The following is an 18,771-nucleotide window of genomic DNA, read 5'->3' as shown; positions in this document are numbered from 1 at the left end:
TTCTGCGGTCGGGATCCCGGCCGCTTCGGTGGTGCCCCTCCCGTAAACTGTCGCGCCGGCATCGCCGGAGCCCCCCATTCGAGGAACCGCGCGATGAGAATCCTGCTCGCCCGCCACGGCGAAACGCCGTGGAATGCCGAAGGCCGTTACCAGGGACAGGAAGACATCCCGCTGTCGGAAGTCGGTGAACGTCAGGCGACGCTGCTGGGCGCACGTCTGGCCGATGTCCGCATCGATCGCGCGGTCGCCTCGCCGTTGTCGCGCGCCGACCGCACCGCGCGTCTCGCGCTCGGCGCAACCCGTGCGTCGATGCTGTCGACCGATCCGGGCCTCGCGGAAATCGCGCACGGCACCTGGGAAGGCCTGCTGGCCAGCGAGATCCGCGAGCGCGATCCCGAGCGCCTGACCGCCTGGCGCGACGCGCCCGACACCGTACAGATGCCCGGCGGTGAGTCGCTGCAGCAGGTATTCGACCGCGCCTGGCCCGCGTTCGCGCGCGCCGTTGATGGCCTCGGCCCGGACGACACCGCGCTGATCGTCGCCCACGATGCCGTCAACCGCGTGATCCTGTGCCGCGTGCTCGGCATTCCGCTCTCGCGCCTGTGGACGTTCCGCCAGGCACCGACGACCTTGAATCTGCTCGAAGGCCCCGACGTCGATCATCTCGACGTCGTGCGCCTCAACGACTGCGCGCACCACACGGCGTTCTTCGGCGAGGCGGTCCACCGCGCGCTATGAGTGAATCCCGTTCGCTGGCCGACTGGCTGTCGGCGATCGAAGCGCGCCACCCGACCGAGATCGAGATGGGCCTGGACCGCGTGGGTGCGGTGCATGCGCGCATGGCGTGCGGACGCCCGGCGACGCAGGTGATCACGATCGCCGGCACCAACGGCAAGGGCTCGACGGTGGCCTTCGTCGAGTCGATCGCGCGCGCGGCGGGTTGGCGCGTCGGCGCGTACACCTCGCCGCATCTGCTGGCCTACAACGAGCGCGTGCGCATCGATGGCGTGGACGTCGACGACGCCGCGCTGGTCGAGGCGTTCGAGGCGGTCGAGGCCGCGCGCGGTGACACGCCGCTGACCTACTTCGAGACCGGCACGCTGGCGGCGCTGTGGCTGTTCGCGCGTGCGGCGCTGGATCTGGCCGTGCTCGAGGTCGGCCTCGGTGGCCGCCTCGACGCGGTCAACATCGTCGAGCCGGATGTCGCGGTGATCACCACGGTCGGCCTCGATCACCAGGACTGGCTCGGCGACGACGTCGAGACGATCGGGCTGGAAAAGGCCGGCATCGCGCGCGCATGGAAGCCGTTGATCGTCGGCGATACCGATCCGCCGGCCAGCGTGTTGCGGCATGCCTACCGCATCGGCGCGGTCGCGGTCCGCGGCGGCAGCGATTTCCTGTATGCACCGACGGATGCAGGCACCTGGATCTGGCGCGAGGTCGGCTTCGAAGTCGAGCTGCCGATGCCGACGCTGGCCGCGCCGGTGCAGTTGCGCAATGCGGCGGTCGCGATCGCCGCGATCCGTGCGCTGGATCGCGATCTCGACAACGCCGCGCTCGCGGCCGGGATCGCCGGCGCCACGGTGGCCGGCCGCCTGCAGCGCTTCGAGCGGGACGGCGTGGCCGTCGTCGTCGATGTCGCGCACAACCCGCAGGCGGCGCAGGCGCTGGCTGACTGGCTGGTCGCCACGCCTGCGTCCGGGCGCACGGTCGCGGTCTACGCCGCGCTCGCGGACAAGGACGCAGCAGGCGTGGTGGGTGCGCTGGCACCGTCGATTGCGCACTGGCATCTGGCCGGATCGACGGTCGCCGGCGCGCGCGGCCAGGACGCCGCCACGCTGCGCGCGCGCCTGTCCGATGTACTGGAGGACGCGGTCACCACTCACATCGATGTCGTCGCGGCGCTGGCGGCCGCGCTCGACGAAGCCGCGCCCGGCGACCGCGTACTGGTGTTCGGCACGTTCCACGCCGCGGCGGCCGCCCTGCAGGTGTTGCAGGGCAGGCGTTAAGAAGCAGGACGGGACGGCGCGTATAATTCGCGCGGCACCCGTGTCCGGATCCCGCATGTCGCCTGCATTGAAACAACGCCTGATCGGCGCCGCCGTGCTGATCGCGCTCGCGGTCATTTTTCTGCCGATGCTGATCAAGGGCCCCGCGCCCGCGAGCGGCCTGCCGGACATGTCGCTGGATGTGCCCGATGCGCCGACTGGCGACTACAAGACCGTCGACCTGCCGCTGATCGCGCCGCCCCCGGCGCGCGAGGGCGGCGCACTCGCCGGCGCGACCCCGGTGGCGGAAACCGCGCCCGCCGCGCCGGCGGCCACGCGCCCCGACGGCAGCGCGCTGCCGACCGTCGACACCTCCGAACAGGACAATCCGCTGCCCGCGACCGTCGCCGGCGGCGGCTACGCGGTGCATTACGCCGCGTTCGCCAGCGAGGCCGATGCCGAGGCGATCCTGCGCCAGCTCGGCGGGTCCGGCTTGCGCGGCTACCGCGAGAGTTTCACCCTCAACGGCAAGCCGGCCCAGCGCGTGCGCCTGGGACCGTATGCCAACCGCGCCGATGCCGAGATCGTCCGCGTGCGCGCGGCGCAGGTCCGCGACGACGTGACCCCGCGCGTGGTCGCGCTCGATGCGGGCGCCCGCCCGGACGTGCCGCGCCCGGAAACGCCGGCAGCGACACCGACGCCGGCGCCCGCCGCGTCGCGCCCGACGGCTGCGCAGACGCCTGCCGCGCCGACCACCGAACAGTTGCCCGAAGACGCGCCCGTCGCGCGGACGCCTGCACGCACGCCGCCGGCGCAGACACCGCCCGCCACGCCTGCGACGCCTTCGGCACCGCCCGCCGCGGCGCCGACGTCCGGCACCGGCTTCATCGTGCAGCTGGGCGCCTTCAGCAACGCGGCCGAAGCCAACCGTCTGCGCGATCGTCTGCGCGGCGCCGGCATCACCGCGTTCACCGATTCGGTCGACACCGACAAGGGCCGCCTGACCCGGGTCAAGGCCGGTCCGGTCGCGTCGCGCGGCGAAGCCGACCAGCTCAAGACGCGCGTCCGCAGCGCGGTGGGCGTCGACGGTCTGGTCCGATCGCACCCCTGACCGGCGCCGCAAGACACGTCGTCCGACACTCATACCGGCGCGTTCGCGCGCCTCAAGCAGAACTGGAAATCGAACATGTGCGGGATCGTCGGGATTGTCGGAACCTCTGAAGTCGCAGCCGCGTTGTACGACGGCCTGACAGTGCTGCAGCATCGCGGGCAGGACGCGGCCGGCATCGCCGTCGCCAGCGGCACGGTGATGCGCGTGCACAAGGGCAACGGCCTGGTGCGCGACGTGTTCGACACCAAGGCGATGGATCTGCTGCAGGGTCGCGTGGGCATCGCGCACTGCCGCTATCCCACCGCGGGCAGCGAGGGCCACGACGAAGCGCAGCCGTTCTACGTCAATTCGCCCTACGGCATCGCACTCGCGCACAACGGCAACCTGGTCAACACCGATCAGCTGCGCCAGCAGGTGTTCGAGACCGATCGCCGCAACGTCAACACCGAATCGGATTCGGAAGTGCTGCTCAACGTGTTCGCGCACGAGCTCGACCGCGAGAAAGCACTGACCCCAGAGGCTGCGTTCCGCGCTGTCGAAGGCGTCAACCGCCGCGCCAAGGGCGGCTACGCCGTGGTCGCGACGGTGCTGGGTCTGGGCCTGGTCGCGTTCCGCGATCCACACGGCATCCGCCCGCTGGTGCTGGGCAAGCGCGAGACCGCCGAAGGCACCGAATACGCGGTGGCATCGGAATCGGTCGCGCTCGACATCCTCGGCTTCGAACACCTGCGCGACGTCGAGCCGGGCGAGGGTATCGTGATCACCCCGCGCGGCGAGCTGCATCACCGCCAGTGCGCGCCGCAGCAGCCGCACGCGCCGTGCATCTTCGAATACGTGTACTTCGCGCGTCCGGATTCGATGATCGAGAACATCTCGGTGCACAAGGCGCGCATGCGCATGGGCGTGACCTTGGGCGAGAAGATCCTGCGCCTGCGGCCCGACCACGACATCGACACGGTGATCCCGATTCCGGACACCTCGCGCGACGCGGCGCTGGAGATTTCCAACACGCTCGGCGTGAAGTACCGCGAGGGCTTCATCAAGAACCGCTACGTCGGCCGCACCTTCATCATGCCGGGGCAGGGCGAACGCGCGAAGTCGGTCAAGCGCAAGCTCAATCCGATCCCGCTGGAATTCCGCAACCGCGTGGTGCTGCTGGTCGACGATTCGATCGTGCGCGGCACCACGTCCAAGCAGATCGTGCAGATGGCGCGCGACGCCGGCGCCAAGAAGGTGTATCTCGCGTCGGCCGCGCCGCCGGTGCGGCACCCGAACATCTACGGCATCGACATGCCGTCGGTCGACGAGCTGGTCGCGCACAACCGCACCGAGAAGGAGATCGAGGAATTCCTCGGCTGCGACTGGCTGATCTACCAGGACTTGGCCGATCTCGAATCCGCGGTCGCCGGCCCGAAGTTTCCCGAGCGCCGCTTCGACAGTTCCTGCTTCAGCGGTGAGTACGTTACCGGCATCGAAGCGGGCTACTTCGAGCGCCTGCAGCAGCTGCGCAGCGACGACGCGAAGAAGAAGCGCCGCGCGTGAGCACGGCGGTGGTCGCGGACGCCGCGGATCTGTTCGCGGCCGCGCGCCAATGTCTCGATGCGCGCGATCCCGATGACAAGATCGCGCTGACCGCGGAATATGCGCGCCGGTTCCGCGACGGCGCGTTGCCGCTCGATGCGAACGCGCCTGCGCCCGAGCCGATCGGCATGCCGGGCCGCCCCGAGCGCCCGAAACTCGTACATCCGCGCGAACTGCCGCGGCGCGGTTTCGGCAGTGACGAAGGCCGTGCGGCCTTCATCCACGCGATCGCGCATATCGAACTCAACGCGATCGATCTCGGCTGGGACGCGGTCTACCGCTTCCGCGATCTGCCTGACGATTACTACGCCGACTGGGTATCGGTCGCTGCCGACGAGGCACGGCATTTCGTGCTGCTGCGCGACCGGTTGCGCGCGCTCGGGTTCGATTACGGCGATTTCGACGCGCACAACGGCCTGTGGGAAATGTGCGAGAAGACCGCGCACGACGGCATGGCCCGCATGGCGCTGGTGCCGCGTGTGCTCGAGGCGCGCGGGTTGGACGTCACGCCCGGCATGATCGTGAAGCTGCGCGCGCTCGGCGATCTCGAGACCGTTGCCGTGCTCGACGTGATCCTGCGCGAGGAAGTGGCGCATGTCGCCGCCGGCAGCCGCTGGTTCCGCTGGTTCTGCGAACGCCGCGGCGTACCGCCCGAATCGACGTTCCGCGATCTGCTGTCCGAGTACGCGCGCGCCGTGCTGCACGGCCCGTTCAATATCGACGCACGCGCCGCGGCGGGATTCAGCGAAGAAGAACTGGCCGCGTTGCAGGCGATCGCCGAACGCTGACCGCATCCCGCTTTTGTGGGGGCGCGCTTGCGCGCGATGGGCCGTTACCGGGAGCGCCTTCGAGCAAGCGCGTGCCCGCAGTGATGGTGAAGCGATCAGGCCGTGCCGGACAGCGCCGACAACTCCAGCCGCCCATCGGCATACGCACGCAGCACCGATCCCTGTTCGAACCAGTCGCCGAGCACGATGCGGCGACAGTCGCGGCCGGCGATGTGCAGGTCGTGGATCGCGGGGCGATGCGTATGGCCGTGGATCATCGTGTCCACGCCATAGCGCGTGAACCAGTCCTCGACCGTCGCCGGTGCCACATCAGTGACGGTTTCCATCGTGCCGTCGCCGCGCAAGCTCGCGGCACGCGCCTGGCTGGCATCGCGTGCGTGCTGGGCGAACGCGAGCCGCGCCGGCAGCGGCTGCGCGAGCATGTGCGCCTGCCACGCCGGATCGCGCACCTGGCGGCGCACGGCCTGGTATTCGACATCGCCGGTGCACAGCAGATCGCCGTGGGTCAGCAGCACCGGGCGGCCGTAGAGCGTGATCACCGCGGGGTCGGGCAGCAAGGTCATGCCGGCGCGGCGTGCGTATTCGTGGCCGACCAGGAAATCGCGGTTGCCGTGCATGAAGGCGACCGGCACGCCGGCGGACGACAAGGCGAACAGACGCGCGGCGACCTGCGCGCCGGCCTCCGACGGATCGTCATCGCCGACCCACGACTCGAACAGATCGCCGAGCACGTACAGCGCATCCGCGCTGCGCGCCTCACCATCGAGGAACGCGAGGAACAGCGCGGAGATCTCCGGACGCGCCGGATCCAGATGCAGGTCGGAGATGAAAAGCGTCGTCATGGCGCCATTGTAATCCGGCCGCCGGGGCCGGCTGGGCGCGCCGGTTAGAATGCGCGCTGTCCCCACGCCGAGTTCCGCGCATGTCCTGCCGCACCCGTTTCGCCCCCAGTCCCACCGGCTACCTGCACATCGGCGGCGCGCGCACCGCGCTGTACTGCTGGCTGGAGGCGCGGCGTCGCGGCGGCGAGTTCGTGCTGCGCATCGAGGACACCGACCGCGAGCGCAGCACCCAGGCCGCGATCGACGCGATTCTCGAGGCGATGGAGTGGCTGGGCCTGGGCTACGACGAAGGCCCGATCTACCAGACCCACCGCCTGGATCGTTACGCCGAGGTCGCCGAGCAGCTGGTCGCCGACGGCAAGGCCTACTACGCCTACGAGTCGAAGGCCGAGCTCGACGCGATGCGCGAAGCGGCGATGGCCGCGGGCGACAAGCCGCGCTACAACGGCGCCTACCGCGAGCGCAACGAACCGAAGCGCGACGATCCCAACCGCGTGATCCGCCTGAAGAATCCGCTCGAAGGCACGGTGGTCTGGGAGGACAAGGTCAAGGGTCGCATCGAGATCGCCAACAGCGAACTCGATGATCTGGTGATCTTCCGCCCCGACGGCTACGCGACCTACAACTTCGCCGTCGTCGTCGACGATCTGGACATGGGCATCACCGACGTCGTACGCGGCGACGACCACGTCAACAACACCCCGCGGCAGATCAACATCTACCGCGCGCTCGGCGCCGACGTGCCCGCGTTCTCGCACCTGCCGATGATTCTCGATGAGCAGGGCGCCAAGCTGTCCAAGCGCACCGGCGCCGCCGACGTCATGCAGTACCGCGATGCGGGCTATCTGCCGCACGCGTTGCTGAACTATCTCGTGCGTCTGGGCTGGTCGCATGGCGATCAGGAGATCTTCTCGATCACCGAGATGCAGCAGCTGTTCGATCTCAAGGACGTCAACGCCAAGGCCGCGCGCCTCGACATGGCCAAGCTCGGCTGGCTCAACCAGCAGTACCTGAAGTCGGACGAGCCGGCTGCGGTCGCCGCGCATCTGGAATGGCATCTGCGCAACGACGGTTACGACCTGTCGGCAGGTCCGGCGCCGGCCGATGTCGTCATCGCCCTGCGCGACCGCGTGCAGACGCTCAAGGAAATGTCCGAGCGCGCGGCGGTCTGGTATCGCCCGATTGCCGCGTATGACGAGAAGGCAGTGGCCAAGCATCTCAAGGCCGAAGCCCGCGCACCGCTGGCAGATGTCCGCGCGCGTTTTGCCACGTTGCCGGACTGGAACGTCGAGGCGATCGATGCGGCGTTCCGCGAGACGGTCGAGACGTTGGGTCTGGGCATGGGCAAGGTTGCGCAGCCGTTGCGTGTGGCGATCACCGGCACGCAGGTGAGTCCGGATATCGGGCATACGGTGTATCTGGCGGGGCGCGAGGAGGCGCTGGCGCGGATCGATGTGGCGATCGGGATGATTCCGGAGGGGGATGCGGGCTGAGGCCGCGTTGCTCTGGATTCTGTTTCGCGGGTTGCTCTGCTCTTGCGATCGCGCCTGATTACCCATTGCCGCCAGTGCTCTGCGTTTCATGAGCTTTGACGTGGCAACGCTGCATAGAAACCCGTAGGGCGCTGCCCATGGATGGGCGGCGTTTCCCGACCGAGGCAGGATGCCGAGTCGGAAAATCCCGGTGCGCGTGACGCCGCGGGCTGTGGACGTGTCGGGGAGGCCGTTTTCTTTGGTTCCGTTCCTTTGACTCGCATCTTCGAACCTCGCCCCTCCGGGGCCGGCTGCGCCGTTCGCGCTGCGCGCGTGGGCGTCAACCAAAAGAAATGAACTCGGCCGTTCCAGGATTTTTCGACTCACCATCCTGGCTCGGTCGAAAAACAGCATGCATCCATGCCCGCTGCCCTACGGGTCCGCAGAGATCCGCTTCGCCGTCATGAAAAGCGAGATCAACAGCAGGCGGCTCAGCCACACGTTGCAACGTCGCGATCGAGATGATCTGCCGAAGCGTTCGGCGAGCTGTCGACGATGGGGCGTGAAGCCCACTCAAGAAAAACTCGAGCACGCTTGAGTCAGTGCCCCCTCGCACCCATCATGGACGGATGGCCAAGCACGACCACACCTGCACGGATCCGCACCACCACGTCGATGACGCCGCGAGCTTCATCCGCGCGGTGGAGCACGCCTCCAGCGAACGCGGCCTGCGGCTGACGCCGATCCGCGCGTACGTGCTGGGATTGATCGCCAAGGCCGGCAAGCCGCTCAAGGCCTACGATCTGCTCGACCAGGTGCGCGAGGGCGATGGCCCGGGTGCCGCGGCGCCGCCGACGGTCTACCGCGCGCTGGATTTCCTGCTGGCCAACGGCTTCATCCACAAGCTGCAGTCGGTGAATGCCTTCGTGGCCTGCCACCACCCGAGCACCGCGCAGCATTCGGTGCCGTTCCTGATCTGCGACCGCTGCCACAGCGCCGTGGAGCTGGAAGACGAGGCGGTCGTCGCTTCGCTCGACGAGCGCGCCCGTGCACTCGGATTCGTGCCGCAGGCGCAGACGCTGGAAGTGCACGGCCTCTGCGCGCACTGCGCGGACGCTGCCGCAGACTGACTGCAGCGATCGGAATCGGGTTGCTCAGGCCGCGACAGGCGCGCGGGCAGGCAGACGGGCCTCGCGGATCGGCAGATTGGACGCGGCCGCCAGCAGCGCCAGCGCCATGTCGGCGTACCAGACCCACAGATAGGAGCCGGTCTTCGCGACCGCGACACCGCCCAGCCACGCGCCGAAGAACGCGCCGGTCTGGTGCGAGAGCAGAGTCAGTCCGAACAGCGTCGCCAGATAGCGCGGGCCGAACAGCTTGCCGACGAGTCCGGCGGTCGGCGGCACGGTCGCCAGCCAGCTCATGCCCAGGCCGATCGCAAACAGAATGAACGTGGTCGGCGTCGGCGGCGACAGCACGTAGATGAGGATCATCACCGCGCGACTGGCGTAGATCGCGGTCAGCAGCCACTTCATGCGGTAGCGCTGGCCGAGCCAGCCGGCGCCGATGCTGCCGACGATGTTGAAGAGGCCGATCAACGACAGCGCCATCGCCGACACGCCGGCCGACAGGCCGCACATCGCGATCTCGGTCGGCAGGTGCGTGACCAGAAACGCGATGTGGAAGCCGCAGGTGAAGAAGCCCAGGTGCAGCAGCCAGTAGCTGCGGTCGCGCAGGGCGATGCGCAGTTGCGCGCGCAGGCCGATGTCGTCGTCCGCGATCGGCAGTACGGCCGCGCCGGGCGCAGCGGGCGGCAGCTTGCGACGACGCAGCGGCCAGGCCAGCGGCAGCGTCGCCAGCGCTGTCGCCGCCATCGCCCATGCGGCGGCGGCCCACCCGAATGCGCCGATGACCGTGGTCGCGAACGGCGCGTACAGAAACTGCCCGAACGAGCCGCCGGCATTGACCACGCCCGAGGCCATCGAGCGTTTCTCGGCCGGAATCACCCGCGCGGTGCTGCCGATCAGGATCGAGAAACTGCCCGCGCCCGCGCCGGCTGCGCTGATCAGGCCGAGCGTCAGCAGCAGGCCCCATTCGGAGGCGAAGAACGGCGCCGCGGCCATGCCGGTGAACAGCAGCACGCCGCCGAACACCAGCACGCGACCGCTGCCGCGCTGGTCGGCGATCGCGCCGAACACCGGCTGCACCGCGCCCCAGACGAACTGGCCGACGGCCAGCGCGAAGCTGATCGCGGCGATGCCGAGGCCCGTATCCGCGGCGATCGGCTGCACGAACAGGCCCAGCGACTGCCGGATGCCCATCGTGATCATCATCATCGCGGTGGCGGCCAGCACCAGCGGCCACCAGCGCGAGGCGACGGGCGCGCTCATGCCGCGAGCTTCCGGGTGACGCGATCGAGCACCGCGTGCAGGCGGCCGACCTCGTCGACGCCCATCAGCGCTTCGACCTGCACCTGCGCTGCGCGCCACAGCGGCTCGGCATGTGCGAGCACTGCGGCACCGGCGGGCAGCACGTCGATCCGCCGCTGGCGCGCGTCATCCGGATCGCGCAACAGGCGTACCCAACCGGCAGCGACCAGGTGCTTGAGGTCGCGGCTGAGCGTGCTGCGCTCCATACCGAGCGTCGTGGCGAGCTCGCCGACGGTGCGCGGCTGGATCTGCGCACGGCGCAGGATCGCGTACTGGTTGACGTTGAGCCCGGCCGGCGCCAGCGCCTGGTCGTAGCGCTGGGTCATCATCCGGCTCAGCTTGCGCAGGCGATGGCAGCTGCATCCGAAGGCGGGAGCGTCGCGTGATTCGGGTGTGGAGGCGGCCATTGCGTGTATCTGCATCGGATTTTGGATGTATATACACCCAATTTGGACCGCGGGTGAGATCGAGTGCGGCGTGCCCATAAAAAAAAGCCCCGCACCGGAGACCGGGGCGGGGCGGTGACGCACGCGTCACTGGAGAGAACGGAAACCTGTCAGCGCACGCCGATCAGAAGTAGACCCGGATGCCGCCGGCGATGGTGCGGCCCGGCAGCGGCGCGAAGTCGCGCAGCAGCGAGGTGTGCGGACGGGCTTCTTCGTCGGTCAGATTGCGGCCGTCGAGGAACAGCTCCCACTGGGTGCCGTCCGCCTCGCCGACGCGCCAGGCGACGCCTGCATTGACCAGCGTATAGCCGGGGCTCGGCGCCTCCAGCGCAGCCACGCGGTCCTGCTTCTGATAGCGCACCGCGCCGACGTTCGCGCGCCAGCCGCCGAGGGTCCAGTTGATGTCGGCGCCGATACGCGACGGTGCGATGCGCGGCAGGTCGCCGCCCAGCGCGATGTCGGTTTCGTAGTTGTGCGCGTGGTCGCCGTGCGGCACCGCGAACTGCACGGTGCGCGTGCCGCTGCCGTCGAGCTCGGCGCGCACCACGTCGCCGAACACGCGCAGGTCGAAATCGCCGGCGTCGGATTCGAGCAGGTGGAACTTCGCTTCGGCCTCGGCGCCGCGGAAGGTCGCATCGCCCTGCGTCCACAGCCGCACCGGGAAGCCCTGCTCGGCGACGCCCGTATCGGTGAGATAGGTGAAGCGCTTGAACTGCGTCTGATAGACGGCGGCCTTGAACTCGACGCGATCGGTATGCGCGTGCAGGCCGATCTCCAGGCGCTGGCCGCGTTCGGTGTCGAGATCCGCATCGCCGATTTCGATCGAGCGCGTGGCGATGTGGGGGCCGGCGGCGAACAGTTCCTCGTTGGTCGGCGCGCGCTCGGACACGTCGGCGCCGAAGCGCAGATCGAACACATCCGACAGATGCCAGATCGCCGCGCCCGACAGGCTGCTGGCGCTGAACTTGCGCGATTCGTTGGCGACCGGATCGATCTCGACGCGTTCGTGGCGGCCGCCGAACTCGAGCTTCACCGGGCCGAATTCCTTCTCCTGCACGACGAACAGGCCGAGGGTGTCGGTCACGCTCGGCGGCACGAAGGCTTCCTCGCCGACCGCGCCGAAATCGACGTGGCCGATCTGCAGACCGAACGCGCCGTCCCACCCGTTGAACGTTTTCTGCACCGCTTCGATGCGCGCCTCGGTGCCCTTGTTGGTGAAGCGTGTCGCCGGCGTGTCGCCTTCGAGTTCGACGTGTTCGTAATCGTTGTAGGCCGCGCGCACGTTCAAGGCGCTGAGGAACGGCAGCGGGTCGTAGAGGCCGCCCTTCAGGTCGACGCGGTTCTGCACCATGTCGATGCGCACCGAGCCGTGCTCGTCGTGACCCTCTTCTTCATGGTCATGGTCGTGATCGTGGTCATGGCCGCCTTCTTCGGCATGCACGTGCGCGCCGTCCGGCAGGCCGTAGTTGGTGCGGTAGGTGCTGACCGCGACGCCGAGATGACCGCGCTCGCCGAAGTAGGTCGCGCCGACGGCGCCGGCGCGCGTGCGGATCGAACTGTTGGGCAGGGTGCCGAAGGCGTTTTCCTCTTCCGCGTGTTCGTGGTCGTGATCATGGTCGTGATCGTGGTCTTCGGGCACCTGGGCAAAGCCCGGGATGTCGAAGTCGCCGGTGTTGCGGATCAGGCCGTCGATATGCAGCACGAGGTTGTCGCCGCTGACGCCGTCGAGGCGGAACATGCCGCTGCGCTCGTCGTTGCCGCTGGCGGCGCGCAGCTCGGCGCGGCCGCTGATCGGACGGTCCGGCACTTCGCGTGCGATGCGGCCGTCGACCACGTTGACCGCGCCGCCGATCGCGCCGCTGCCGTAGAGCAGGTTGGCCGGGCCCTTGAGCACTTCGATCTGGTCGGCGAGGAAGGGCTCGATGCTGACCGCGTGGTCGGCGCTGACCGTGGACGCATCCATGCTGCCGATGCCGCCGGAGAGCACCTGCACGCGCGGACCTTCCTGGCCGCGGATGATCGGCCGGCCGACGCCGGTGCCGAAGGAGCCGCTCTGCACGCCGGGCAGCGAGAACACGGTGTCGCCGAGGTTGCCGGACTTGCGATCCTCCAGCGCGTCGCCATACAGCACCTCCACCGGATGCGCGAGATCCTCGGCGTCGCCGCCGAGCGGCGTGGCGGTGACCTGCACGCGGTCGAGCGTGGTCGGATGCGCATGGGTCTGGCTGGTGGACTGGGCGAACGCGGCGGCCGGCAACAGCAGGGCGACGGCGATCGCGAGGCGGGTCGGGACGGGGGCGGAACGGCGGCTTGTGGTCATTGCGGATGCAGTACACTGGTGGGCGAAGAGGGAATGTTATAATGTTACGCAAATCCTCGCACCCCCCAAAAGACATGCCTGCACACAATTCCACCCTGCAGCGCGCAGACCGCGTCGGCTTCGCCGCGTCGTTCCTGTGCGCCGTGCATTGCGCGTTGCTGCCGGTCGCGCTGGCGCTGCTGCCGGCGTTCGGTCTCAACGTGGGCGGCTGGGTCGACATCGACCAGGCTTTCGTCGTGTTCGCCACGCTGCTGGGTGCGACGACGCTGACCCTGGGCTGGCGCCGCCATCGCGCATTCCACGCCTGGATGCTGCTGATTCCGGGTCTGGCGCTGGTCTGGGCCGGCTCGTTCACGCACCTGCACGACCACACGATCACCCATGCCGTGGTGATGACCGTCGGCGGCCTGTTGCTGGCCGGCGCGCATCTGCTGAACCTGCGTCTGACGCACGCCCGCGCGGGGCGCTGAGCGGCTTTACGGGCCGGGCCGCGTGCTAGAATCCGCGGTCCTGTGCGCCCTGGCGGCGCACATACGCGTCAAACGCATTCAACACGCAGCACTCCAGGAGCACAGTAATGGGCAAGGGCGACCGCAAGACCCTCAAGGGCAAGCGCTACAACTCGAGCTACGGCAACAGCCGCTCGAAGGGCCTGATCAAGGCCACCGGCACCGCGACCGCACCGGTCGTGAAGAAGGCCGCCGGCAGCAAGACCGTCGCCAAGGCACCGGCGAAGAAGGCCGTCGCGAAGAAGGCCTGAGTTCCAGGCCCCGCCGCGCGTCGAAAGCCCCGCATCCGCGGGGCTTTCGCGTTTCAGGGCCGTGATCGGCCTCAGGTCAGGCGCTTGCCACCGGCGAACGACATCGCCAGCAGCGGCCCCCCGAGCCAGTAGACGAGTTCGGCTGGCTGCGCGACCTGCCAGCAGGCGAAATCCGCGCGCTGACCGACGGCCAGCGTGCCGCGATCGGACAGGCCGAGTGCGCGCGCCGCATGCACGGTCGCGCCGCGCAGCGCTTCTTCCGGCGTCAGCCGGAAATGCGTGCACGACAGCTGCATCGCCTGGCGCAGCGACAGCAGCGGCGACGTGCCCGGATTGCAATCGGTCGCGACCGCCATCGGCACGCCGGCCGCGCGGAATGCATCGAGCGGCGGCAGTGTGGTTTCGCGGAGCACGTGGAACGCGCCCGGCAGCAACACCGCGACGGTGCCGGCCGTCGCCATCGCGGCAACACCGGCAGGCGAGGTGTGTTCGACATGGTCGGCGGACAGCCCACCGAACTCGGCCACCAGCGCGGCACCTGCGCCGTCGCTGAGCTGGTCGGCATGCAGCTTTACCGGCAGGCCGAGCGTGCGCGCGATGTCGAACACGCGGCGCGTCTGATCGACGCTGAAGGCGATGCGTTCGGCGAATGCGTCGACCGCATCGACCAGACCTTCGTCGTGCAGACGCGGCAACCACTCGCAGACCGCATCGATGTAGGCGTCACCGCGGCCGGTAAACTCCGGCGGCAGGGCGTGCGCGCCGAGGAACGTGGTGCGCACGGTGATGCCGAGCACCTCGCCGATCCGGCGGGCGACGCGCAGCATCTTGCGTTCGTTGTCGAAGTCGAGGCCGTAGCCGGACTTGATCTCCAGCGTCGTCGCGCCATCGGCGACCAGTGCACGCGCACGCGGCAACGACTGCGCGAGCAAGCTGTCCTCGTCGGCCTCGCGCACCGCGTGCACCGTCGACACGATGCCGCCGCCGGCGCGTGCAATTTCTTCATAGCTCGCGCCCTGCAGGCGCTGCTCGAACTCGGCGGCGCGGTTGCCCGCGAACACCGCGTGCGTATGGCAGTCGATCAGGCCGGGCGTGACCAGGCCAGTGGTCTCGACGACGAGATCGGCGTTGGCCTCCGCGTCCGCGGGCAGTCCGCTGCGCGGACCGGCGTAGACGATCACGCCATCGCGCCAGCCGAGCGCACCGTCGTCGATCAGCCCGTAGCCGCTGTCGTCCGCCAACGTCGCAAGCGTCGCGCCCAGCAACAGGCCATCCCAGGATTCAGTCGCCACCGCCGCCTCCATCACCGCCGCCATCCGAGCCGAAATCACCGCCGTCATGGCGTCCGTGTTTCGACCCGCCCTCGACCAGGGCGCCATTGCCGCCGGACGGCGTGTCGGACTGCCGCTTCCGGCTCGCGGACACGCCGGCGAACACCGCCACCAGACCGCCGGCGACGGCGATCAGTGCGCACAGCAGCGCGATCGAAGTTGGACTCATCGGATGTTCCCGGGCGGAAGACCGGCTAGCCTACCGCACACGTTTTCGAGGAGCCGGCCCGATGCACGATGTCCCTGCGATCCACGCCGCGCGCACGTCCGCAGGCTGGCGTCTGCCCGGTATCGCGAACCTGCATTCGCATGCGTTCCAGCGGGCGATGGCCGGCCTCGCCGAAGTGCAGACCGATCCTGCGGACTCGTTCTGGACCTGGCGCGAGACCATGTACCGCATGGCGGGGCGCTTTGATCCCGACACGCTGCGCACGGTCGCCACGCAGCTCTATGTCGAAATGCTGGAAGCCGGCTATACGACGGTGTGCGAGTTCCATTACGTCCATCACGCACCCGACGGCGCGCCCTACGCGCCTGCGAGCGCAATGGCCGATGCGCTGATCGACGCCGCGCGCGCGACCGGCATCCGGCTGACGCTGCTGCCGGTGCTGTACATGACCGGCGGTTTCGACGGGCGACCACTCGGCGAACGCCAGCGACGCTTCGGCCATGACGTCGACGGCTATCTGCGGCTGTTCGCCGATCTGCACGCGCGCCAGGACGACACGCTGCGCGTCGGCTGCGCGCTGCACAGTCTGCGCGCCGTGCCGGCCGGTGCAATGCACGCGGTGCTGACCGCACTGCCGGCGGATGCGCGCATGCACATCCATATCGCCGAACAGGTGCCCGAGGTCCACGAATGCATCGCGCTGCGCGGTGCGCGCGCGGTCGCCTGGCTGCTCGACAACGCGCCGGTCGATACCCGCTGGACGCTGGTGCACGCAACGCATCTCGATGCTGCGGAGATCGCCGGCATCGCCCGCAGCGGCGCGACCGTTGCGCTGTGTCCGACCACCGAAGCCAATCTCGGCGACGGCCTGTTTCCGCTGCGCGATTACCTCGACGCCGGCGGCGCCTGGGGCATCGGCTCCGATTCGCACATCTCGGTGTCGCCGGTCGAGGAATTGCGCTGGCTCGAATACGGACAGCGCCTGGTGACGCAGCGCCGCAACATCGCAGTCGCGGCCGCCACGCCCAGCGTAGGCGCCACGCTGTTCGCAGGCGTGCAGGCGAGCGCCGCAGCATCGACCGGTTTCGACGCGCATGACGACGCGGTGGTGCTGGACGCGGACGCACCACTGCTCGCGGGCGCGACGAAAGACGATGTGCTCGACCGCTGGCTGTTCGCCGGCAACCGCCCGCTGGTGCGCGAGGTGCACGTGGCCGGTCGGCAGGTCGTTGCGGATGGACGTCATGCATTGCACGCGGACGCCGCGCGCGGCTATGCGGATGCGATGCAGAGACTGCTGGCCGATTGAGCCGCTGGCGCGCGATCCGGTTGTCCTTAGCTGTAGATGCGACGATGCAGACGAGTCGTGGCATGCAGTACCGAACAGATCGCAACGGCGGGCGCATCCGACGCAGGCGTGATCGTAGACTCCGTACCGCGATCAGCCAGCGCGTGCGCCCGTCTTGATCGTGTCGAACAGATCGGCGCGGGGCCATGCGCCTTCGAGCGTCAGCAGGAATTCCTTGGTCGGCAGACCACCGCCGAAACCCGTGAGTGCGCCGCTGGCGCCGATGACGCGGTGGCAGGGCACGACGATCGACAGGGGATTGCGGCCGTTCGCGGCGCCGACCGCGCGGCTCGCATTCGGCTTGCCGACCATGCGGGCCAGTTCGACGTAGCTCGCGGTGCTGCCGTAGGGAATACGCGTCAGCGCGTCCCAGACCTTTCGTTGGAATGGCGTACCGCGCGCGGCGAACGGCAGGTCGAAGGTCTGGCGCTTGCCGGCGAAGTAGTCGGCGAGCTGCTCCGCGGTCGCATCGAGCACGGGATGCGCACCATCGCGCCAGTCGTCACCGCGCGGCACCGGATGCCGGTGCTCGGCGAACTCGACGGCGTGCAGGCCGGCATCGGATGCGGCGAGAAACAGCAGGCCGACCGGACTGGCGATGGTGCGGGTGAAGACCGTGGCGGTGTCTGGATTCATGGCGATGGACTCCGGGTGGAACGGGCGCGCGGGCGCGTCGGTGTCGCAGTACGCGCGGGCGTGGACGCAGACGCTTCGCGCCACAGATGGAAGACCGCGTAGCCGCGCCACGGGCGCCAGGCTTCCGCATGCGCACGCAGCGCGTTCGCGGTGATACGGCTGCCGTCGGTCGGCAGCATCTTCTGCAGCACGAGATCCTCGGCGGGAAACGCGTCGGGATGACCGAGCGCACGCAGCGCGATGTAGTGCGCGGTCCACGGCCCGATGCCGGGCAGGGCGACCCAGCGTTCGACGAAGTCGTCGAGCGTGCGGGCGCGATCGAAGTCCACGCGGCCGTCGCGCAGCGCGGCGGCAATGCCGCGGATCGTCGCGATGCGGCTGCCGATCAGGCCGAGACCGTCGAAATCGGCGTCGACGAGCGCGTCGGGCCTCGGAAACTGATGCGCGAAGCCCTGCGCGACGAACGGTTCCGGCAACGGCGTGCCGAAGCGCTGCGACAGCCGTGCGGTCAACGTGCGCGCGGCGGCGACGCTGACCTGCTGGCCGATGACCGCGCGCACCGCGATCTCGAAACCGTCCCATCCGCTCGGCAGGCGCAGGCCGGGGCGTGCGCGCAGCAATGGCGCCAGGCGCGTGTCCTGGGCGAGATGCGCGGCGATCGTGTGCGGATCCGCGTCGAGATCGAACATGCGGCGCACGCGCTGCACCGTGTCCTGCAGGCGCGTCGGCGGACACCCGTGCAGCTGCAGCCGCAACGCAGCCGGTGCAGGATCAGTGCGCGTGCCCGGCCACGCATCGACGCGCAGCCAGCCGGGCGTTTCCGCATCCCCGATGACGCGGGTGTAGGCGGTGTCGTCGACGCGCTCGATGCCGGGCAGCGCGCGGCCGCGCAGGAAGTCGAGCATCGCCGGCAGGTCATAGGGCGGGCGGTAACCGAGGCGCAGCGTTAACGCGTCGCCGGTCGCCTCGCGCGGCGCCTTGCGCAGATCGCGCGGCGGCATGCGGTAGGCGTCCTGGAACACGGCATTGAACCGCCGCACGCTGTTGAATCCAGCCGCGAGCGCGACCTCCGTGATCGGCAGCGCGGTTTCGGTCAACAACTGCTTGGCGAACAGCAGGCGCCGCGTACCATGGACACCGACCGGCGCGGCGCCGAGGCGTTCGACGAACAGACGGCGCAACTGGCGCTCGCCGATGTGCAGGCGCTCCGCCAGTTCCGAAAGCGGCGCTTCGTTCAAGGCGCCCTGTTCGATCAGGGCTAGGGCCCGCGCGACGATGTCGTCGCCGCGATGCCAGTGGCCATCCGACGGCGCGAGTTCCGGCCGGCAGCGCAGGCAGGGACGGAATCCTGCAGCTTCGGCTGCGGCGGCGTTGGGGTAGTAGACGACGTTCGCGGCCTTTGGCGCGGGCGCCGGGCAGACCGGCCGGCAGTAAATGCCGGTCGTGCGCACCGCCGTGAAGAACAGGCCGTCGAAGCGCACGTCCCGGCTCAGACGCGCTTGTTCGCAGATGTCGGTGGCGGGCAGGGGCGGGGACATGCGACGCAGGCT

Annotated in this window: 18 protein-coding genes; 10 read left to right on the top strand and 8 right to left on the bottom strand. The window is 69.3% G+C overall.

What is annotated here, in order from left to right; translation table 11 throughout:
- Window positions 1-93: 93 nt before the first annotated feature.
- The 5 genes from AC3A5T_RS14110 to AC3A5T_RS14090 all read left to right on the top strand — a co-directional run bounded on the left by AC3A5T_RS14110 (window position 94) and on the right by AC3A5T_RS14090 (window position 5,468).
- Window positions 94-738, top strand: a complete 645-nt coding sequence (locus AC3A5T_RS14110; RefSeq protein WP_487629115.1) for a histidine phosphatase family protein — start codon at window positions 94-96, stop codon at window positions 736-738.
- Entirely contained in the window at window positions 735-2,009 is a 1,275-nt protein-coding gene (gene folC, locus AC3A5T_RS14105; protein WP_487629114.1) for a bifunctional tetrahydrofolate synthase/dihydrofolate synthase, read from the top strand. The genes AC3A5T_RS14110 and folC overlap by 4 nt, the downstream gene beginning before the upstream one ends.
- A 55-nt stretch (window positions 2,010-2,064) precedes the next feature.
- On the top strand, window positions 2,065-3,099 hold the full coding sequence (locus tag AC3A5T_RS14100) for an SPOR domain-containing protein (RefSeq protein ID WP_487629113.1): 1,035 nt from the start codon (window positions 2,065-2,067) through the stop codon (window positions 3,097-3,099).
- 75 nt (window positions 3,100-3,174) lie between these two features.
- Complete coding sequence (gene purF, locus AC3A5T_RS14095; RefSeq protein ID WP_487629112.1) at window positions 3,175-4,641, top strand: amidophosphoribosyltransferase; 1,467 nt, start codon at window positions 3,175-3,177, stop codon at window positions 4,639-4,641.
- Complete coding sequence (locus AC3A5T_RS14090; RefSeq protein ID WP_487629111.1) at window positions 4,638-5,468, top strand: ferritin-like domain-containing protein; 831 nt, start codon at window positions 4,638-4,640, stop codon at window positions 5,466-5,468. Before purF ends, AC3A5T_RS14090 begins: the two co-directional genes overlap by 4 nt.
- A gap of 95 nt (window positions 5,469-5,563) precedes the next feature.
- Here AC3A5T_RS14090 and lpxH read toward each other — a convergent pair whose 3' ends face one another.
- Window positions 5,564-6,310, bottom strand: a complete 747-nt coding sequence (gene lpxH, locus AC3A5T_RS14085; RefSeq protein ID WP_487629110.1) for a UDP-2,3-diacylglucosamine diphosphatase — start codon at window positions 6,308-6,310, stop codon at window positions 5,564-5,566.
- An 80-nt stretch (window positions 6,311-6,390) separates the two neighbouring features.
- Between lpxH and gltX the strand changes: the two genes are divergently transcribed.
- The gene (gene gltX, locus AC3A5T_RS14080) at window positions 6,391-7,803 is read left to right on the top strand and encodes a glutamate--tRNA ligase (protein ID WP_487629109.1); all 1,413 of its coding nucleotides are present in this window, start codon (window positions 6,391-6,393) and stop codon (window positions 7,801-7,803) included.
- 608 nt (window positions 7,804-8,411) lie between these two features.
- On the top strand, window positions 8,412-8,912 hold the full coding sequence (locus tag AC3A5T_RS14075; RefSeq protein WP_487629108.1) for a transcriptional repressor: 501 nt from the start codon (window positions 8,412-8,414) through the stop codon (window positions 8,910-8,912).
- A gap of 24 nt (window positions 8,913-8,936) precedes the next feature.
- Here the strand turns inward: AC3A5T_RS14075 and AC3A5T_RS14070 are convergent, their stop codons facing one another.
- From AC3A5T_RS14070 to AC3A5T_RS14060, 3 genes are all read right to left on the bottom strand, one after another.
- Window positions 8,937-10,172 (bottom strand): MFS transporter, encoded by a 1,236-nt coding sequence (locus AC3A5T_RS14070; RefSeq protein ID WP_487629107.1) that lies wholly within the window; start codon window positions 10,170-10,172, stop codon window positions 8,937-8,939.
- The gene (locus AC3A5T_RS14065) at window positions 10,169-10,618 is read right to left on the bottom strand and encodes a MarR family winged helix-turn-helix transcriptional regulator (RefSeq protein WP_487629106.1); all 450 of its coding nucleotides are present in this window, start codon (window positions 10,616-10,618) and stop codon (window positions 10,169-10,171) included. The genes AC3A5T_RS14070 and AC3A5T_RS14065 overlap by 4 nt, the downstream gene beginning before the upstream one ends.
- A 163-nt stretch (window positions 10,619-10,781) precedes the next feature.
- The gene (locus tag AC3A5T_RS14060) at window positions 10,782-12,977 is read right to left on the bottom strand and encodes a TonB-dependent receptor (RefSeq protein WP_487629105.1); all 2,196 of its coding nucleotides are present in this window, start codon (window positions 12,975-12,977) and stop codon (window positions 10,782-10,784) included.
- 74 nt (window positions 12,978-13,051) lie between these two features.
- On the opposite strand from AC3A5T_RS14060, the gene AC3A5T_RS14055 reads away from it, so the two are divergent.
- A complete protein-coding gene (locus tag AC3A5T_RS14055; RefSeq protein WP_487629104.1) occupies window positions 13,052-13,447 on the top strand; it encodes a MerC domain-containing protein in 396 nt (131 codons plus the stop codon).
- A 107-nt stretch (window positions 13,448-13,554) separates the two neighbouring features.
- The gene (locus AC3A5T_RS14050; protein WP_232134518.1) at window positions 13,555-13,737 is read left to right on the top strand and encodes a 30S ribosomal protein THX; all 183 of its coding nucleotides are present in this window, start codon (window positions 13,555-13,557) and stop codon (window positions 13,735-13,737) included.
- A gap of 71 nt (window positions 13,738-13,808) precedes the next feature.
- Here the strand turns inward: AC3A5T_RS14050 and hutI are convergent, their stop codons facing one another.
- Together hutI and AC3A5T_RS14040 are read right to left on the bottom strand one after the other, a co-directional pair.
- Window positions 13,809-15,029 carry an imidazolonepropionase gene (hutI, locus tag AC3A5T_RS14045; RefSeq protein WP_487629103.1) on the bottom strand — a complete coding sequence of 407 codons (1,221 nt, stop codon included), beginning with the start codon at window positions 15,027-15,029 and terminating at the stop codon, window positions 13,809-13,811.
- On the bottom strand, window positions 15,019-15,237 hold the full coding sequence (locus tag AC3A5T_RS14040) for a hypothetical protein (protein WP_487629102.1): 219 nt from the start codon (window positions 15,235-15,237) through the stop codon (window positions 15,019-15,021). Before AC3A5T_RS14040 ends, hutI begins: the two co-directional genes overlap by 11 nt.
- A gap of 61 nt (window positions 15,238-15,298) precedes the next feature.
- Here AC3A5T_RS14040 and AC3A5T_RS14035 point away from each other — a divergent pair, with 61 nt between their 5' ends.
- Window positions 15,299-16,546: a formimidoylglutamate deiminase gene (locus tag AC3A5T_RS14035; RefSeq protein WP_487629101.1), complete on the top strand. Its 1,248-nt coding sequence runs from the start codon at window positions 15,299-15,301 to the stop codon at window positions 16,544-16,546.
- 132 nt (window positions 16,547-16,678) lie between these two features.
- Here the strand turns inward: AC3A5T_RS14035 and AC3A5T_RS14030 are convergent, their stop codons facing one another.
- Window positions 16,679-17,221, bottom strand: coding sequence for a methylated-DNA--[protein]-cysteine S-methyltransferase (locus tag AC3A5T_RS14030; RefSeq protein ID WP_487629100.1), 543 nt, complete (start codon window positions 17,219-17,221; stop codon window positions 16,679-16,681).
- Window positions 17,218-18,759 carry a DNA-3-methyladenine glycosylase 2 family protein gene (locus AC3A5T_RS14025; RefSeq protein ID WP_487629099.1) on the bottom strand — a complete coding sequence of 514 codons (1,542 nt, stop codon included), beginning with the start codon at window positions 18,757-18,759 and terminating at the stop codon, window positions 17,218-17,220. The genes AC3A5T_RS14030 and AC3A5T_RS14025 overlap by 4 nt, the downstream gene beginning before the upstream one ends.
- Window positions 18,760-18,771 lie beyond the last annotated feature (12 nt).

The organism is Luteimonas sp. Soil_C_16 (assembly GCF_057657295.1).
This window is presented reverse-complemented; position numbering and strand designations above follow the sequence as displayed.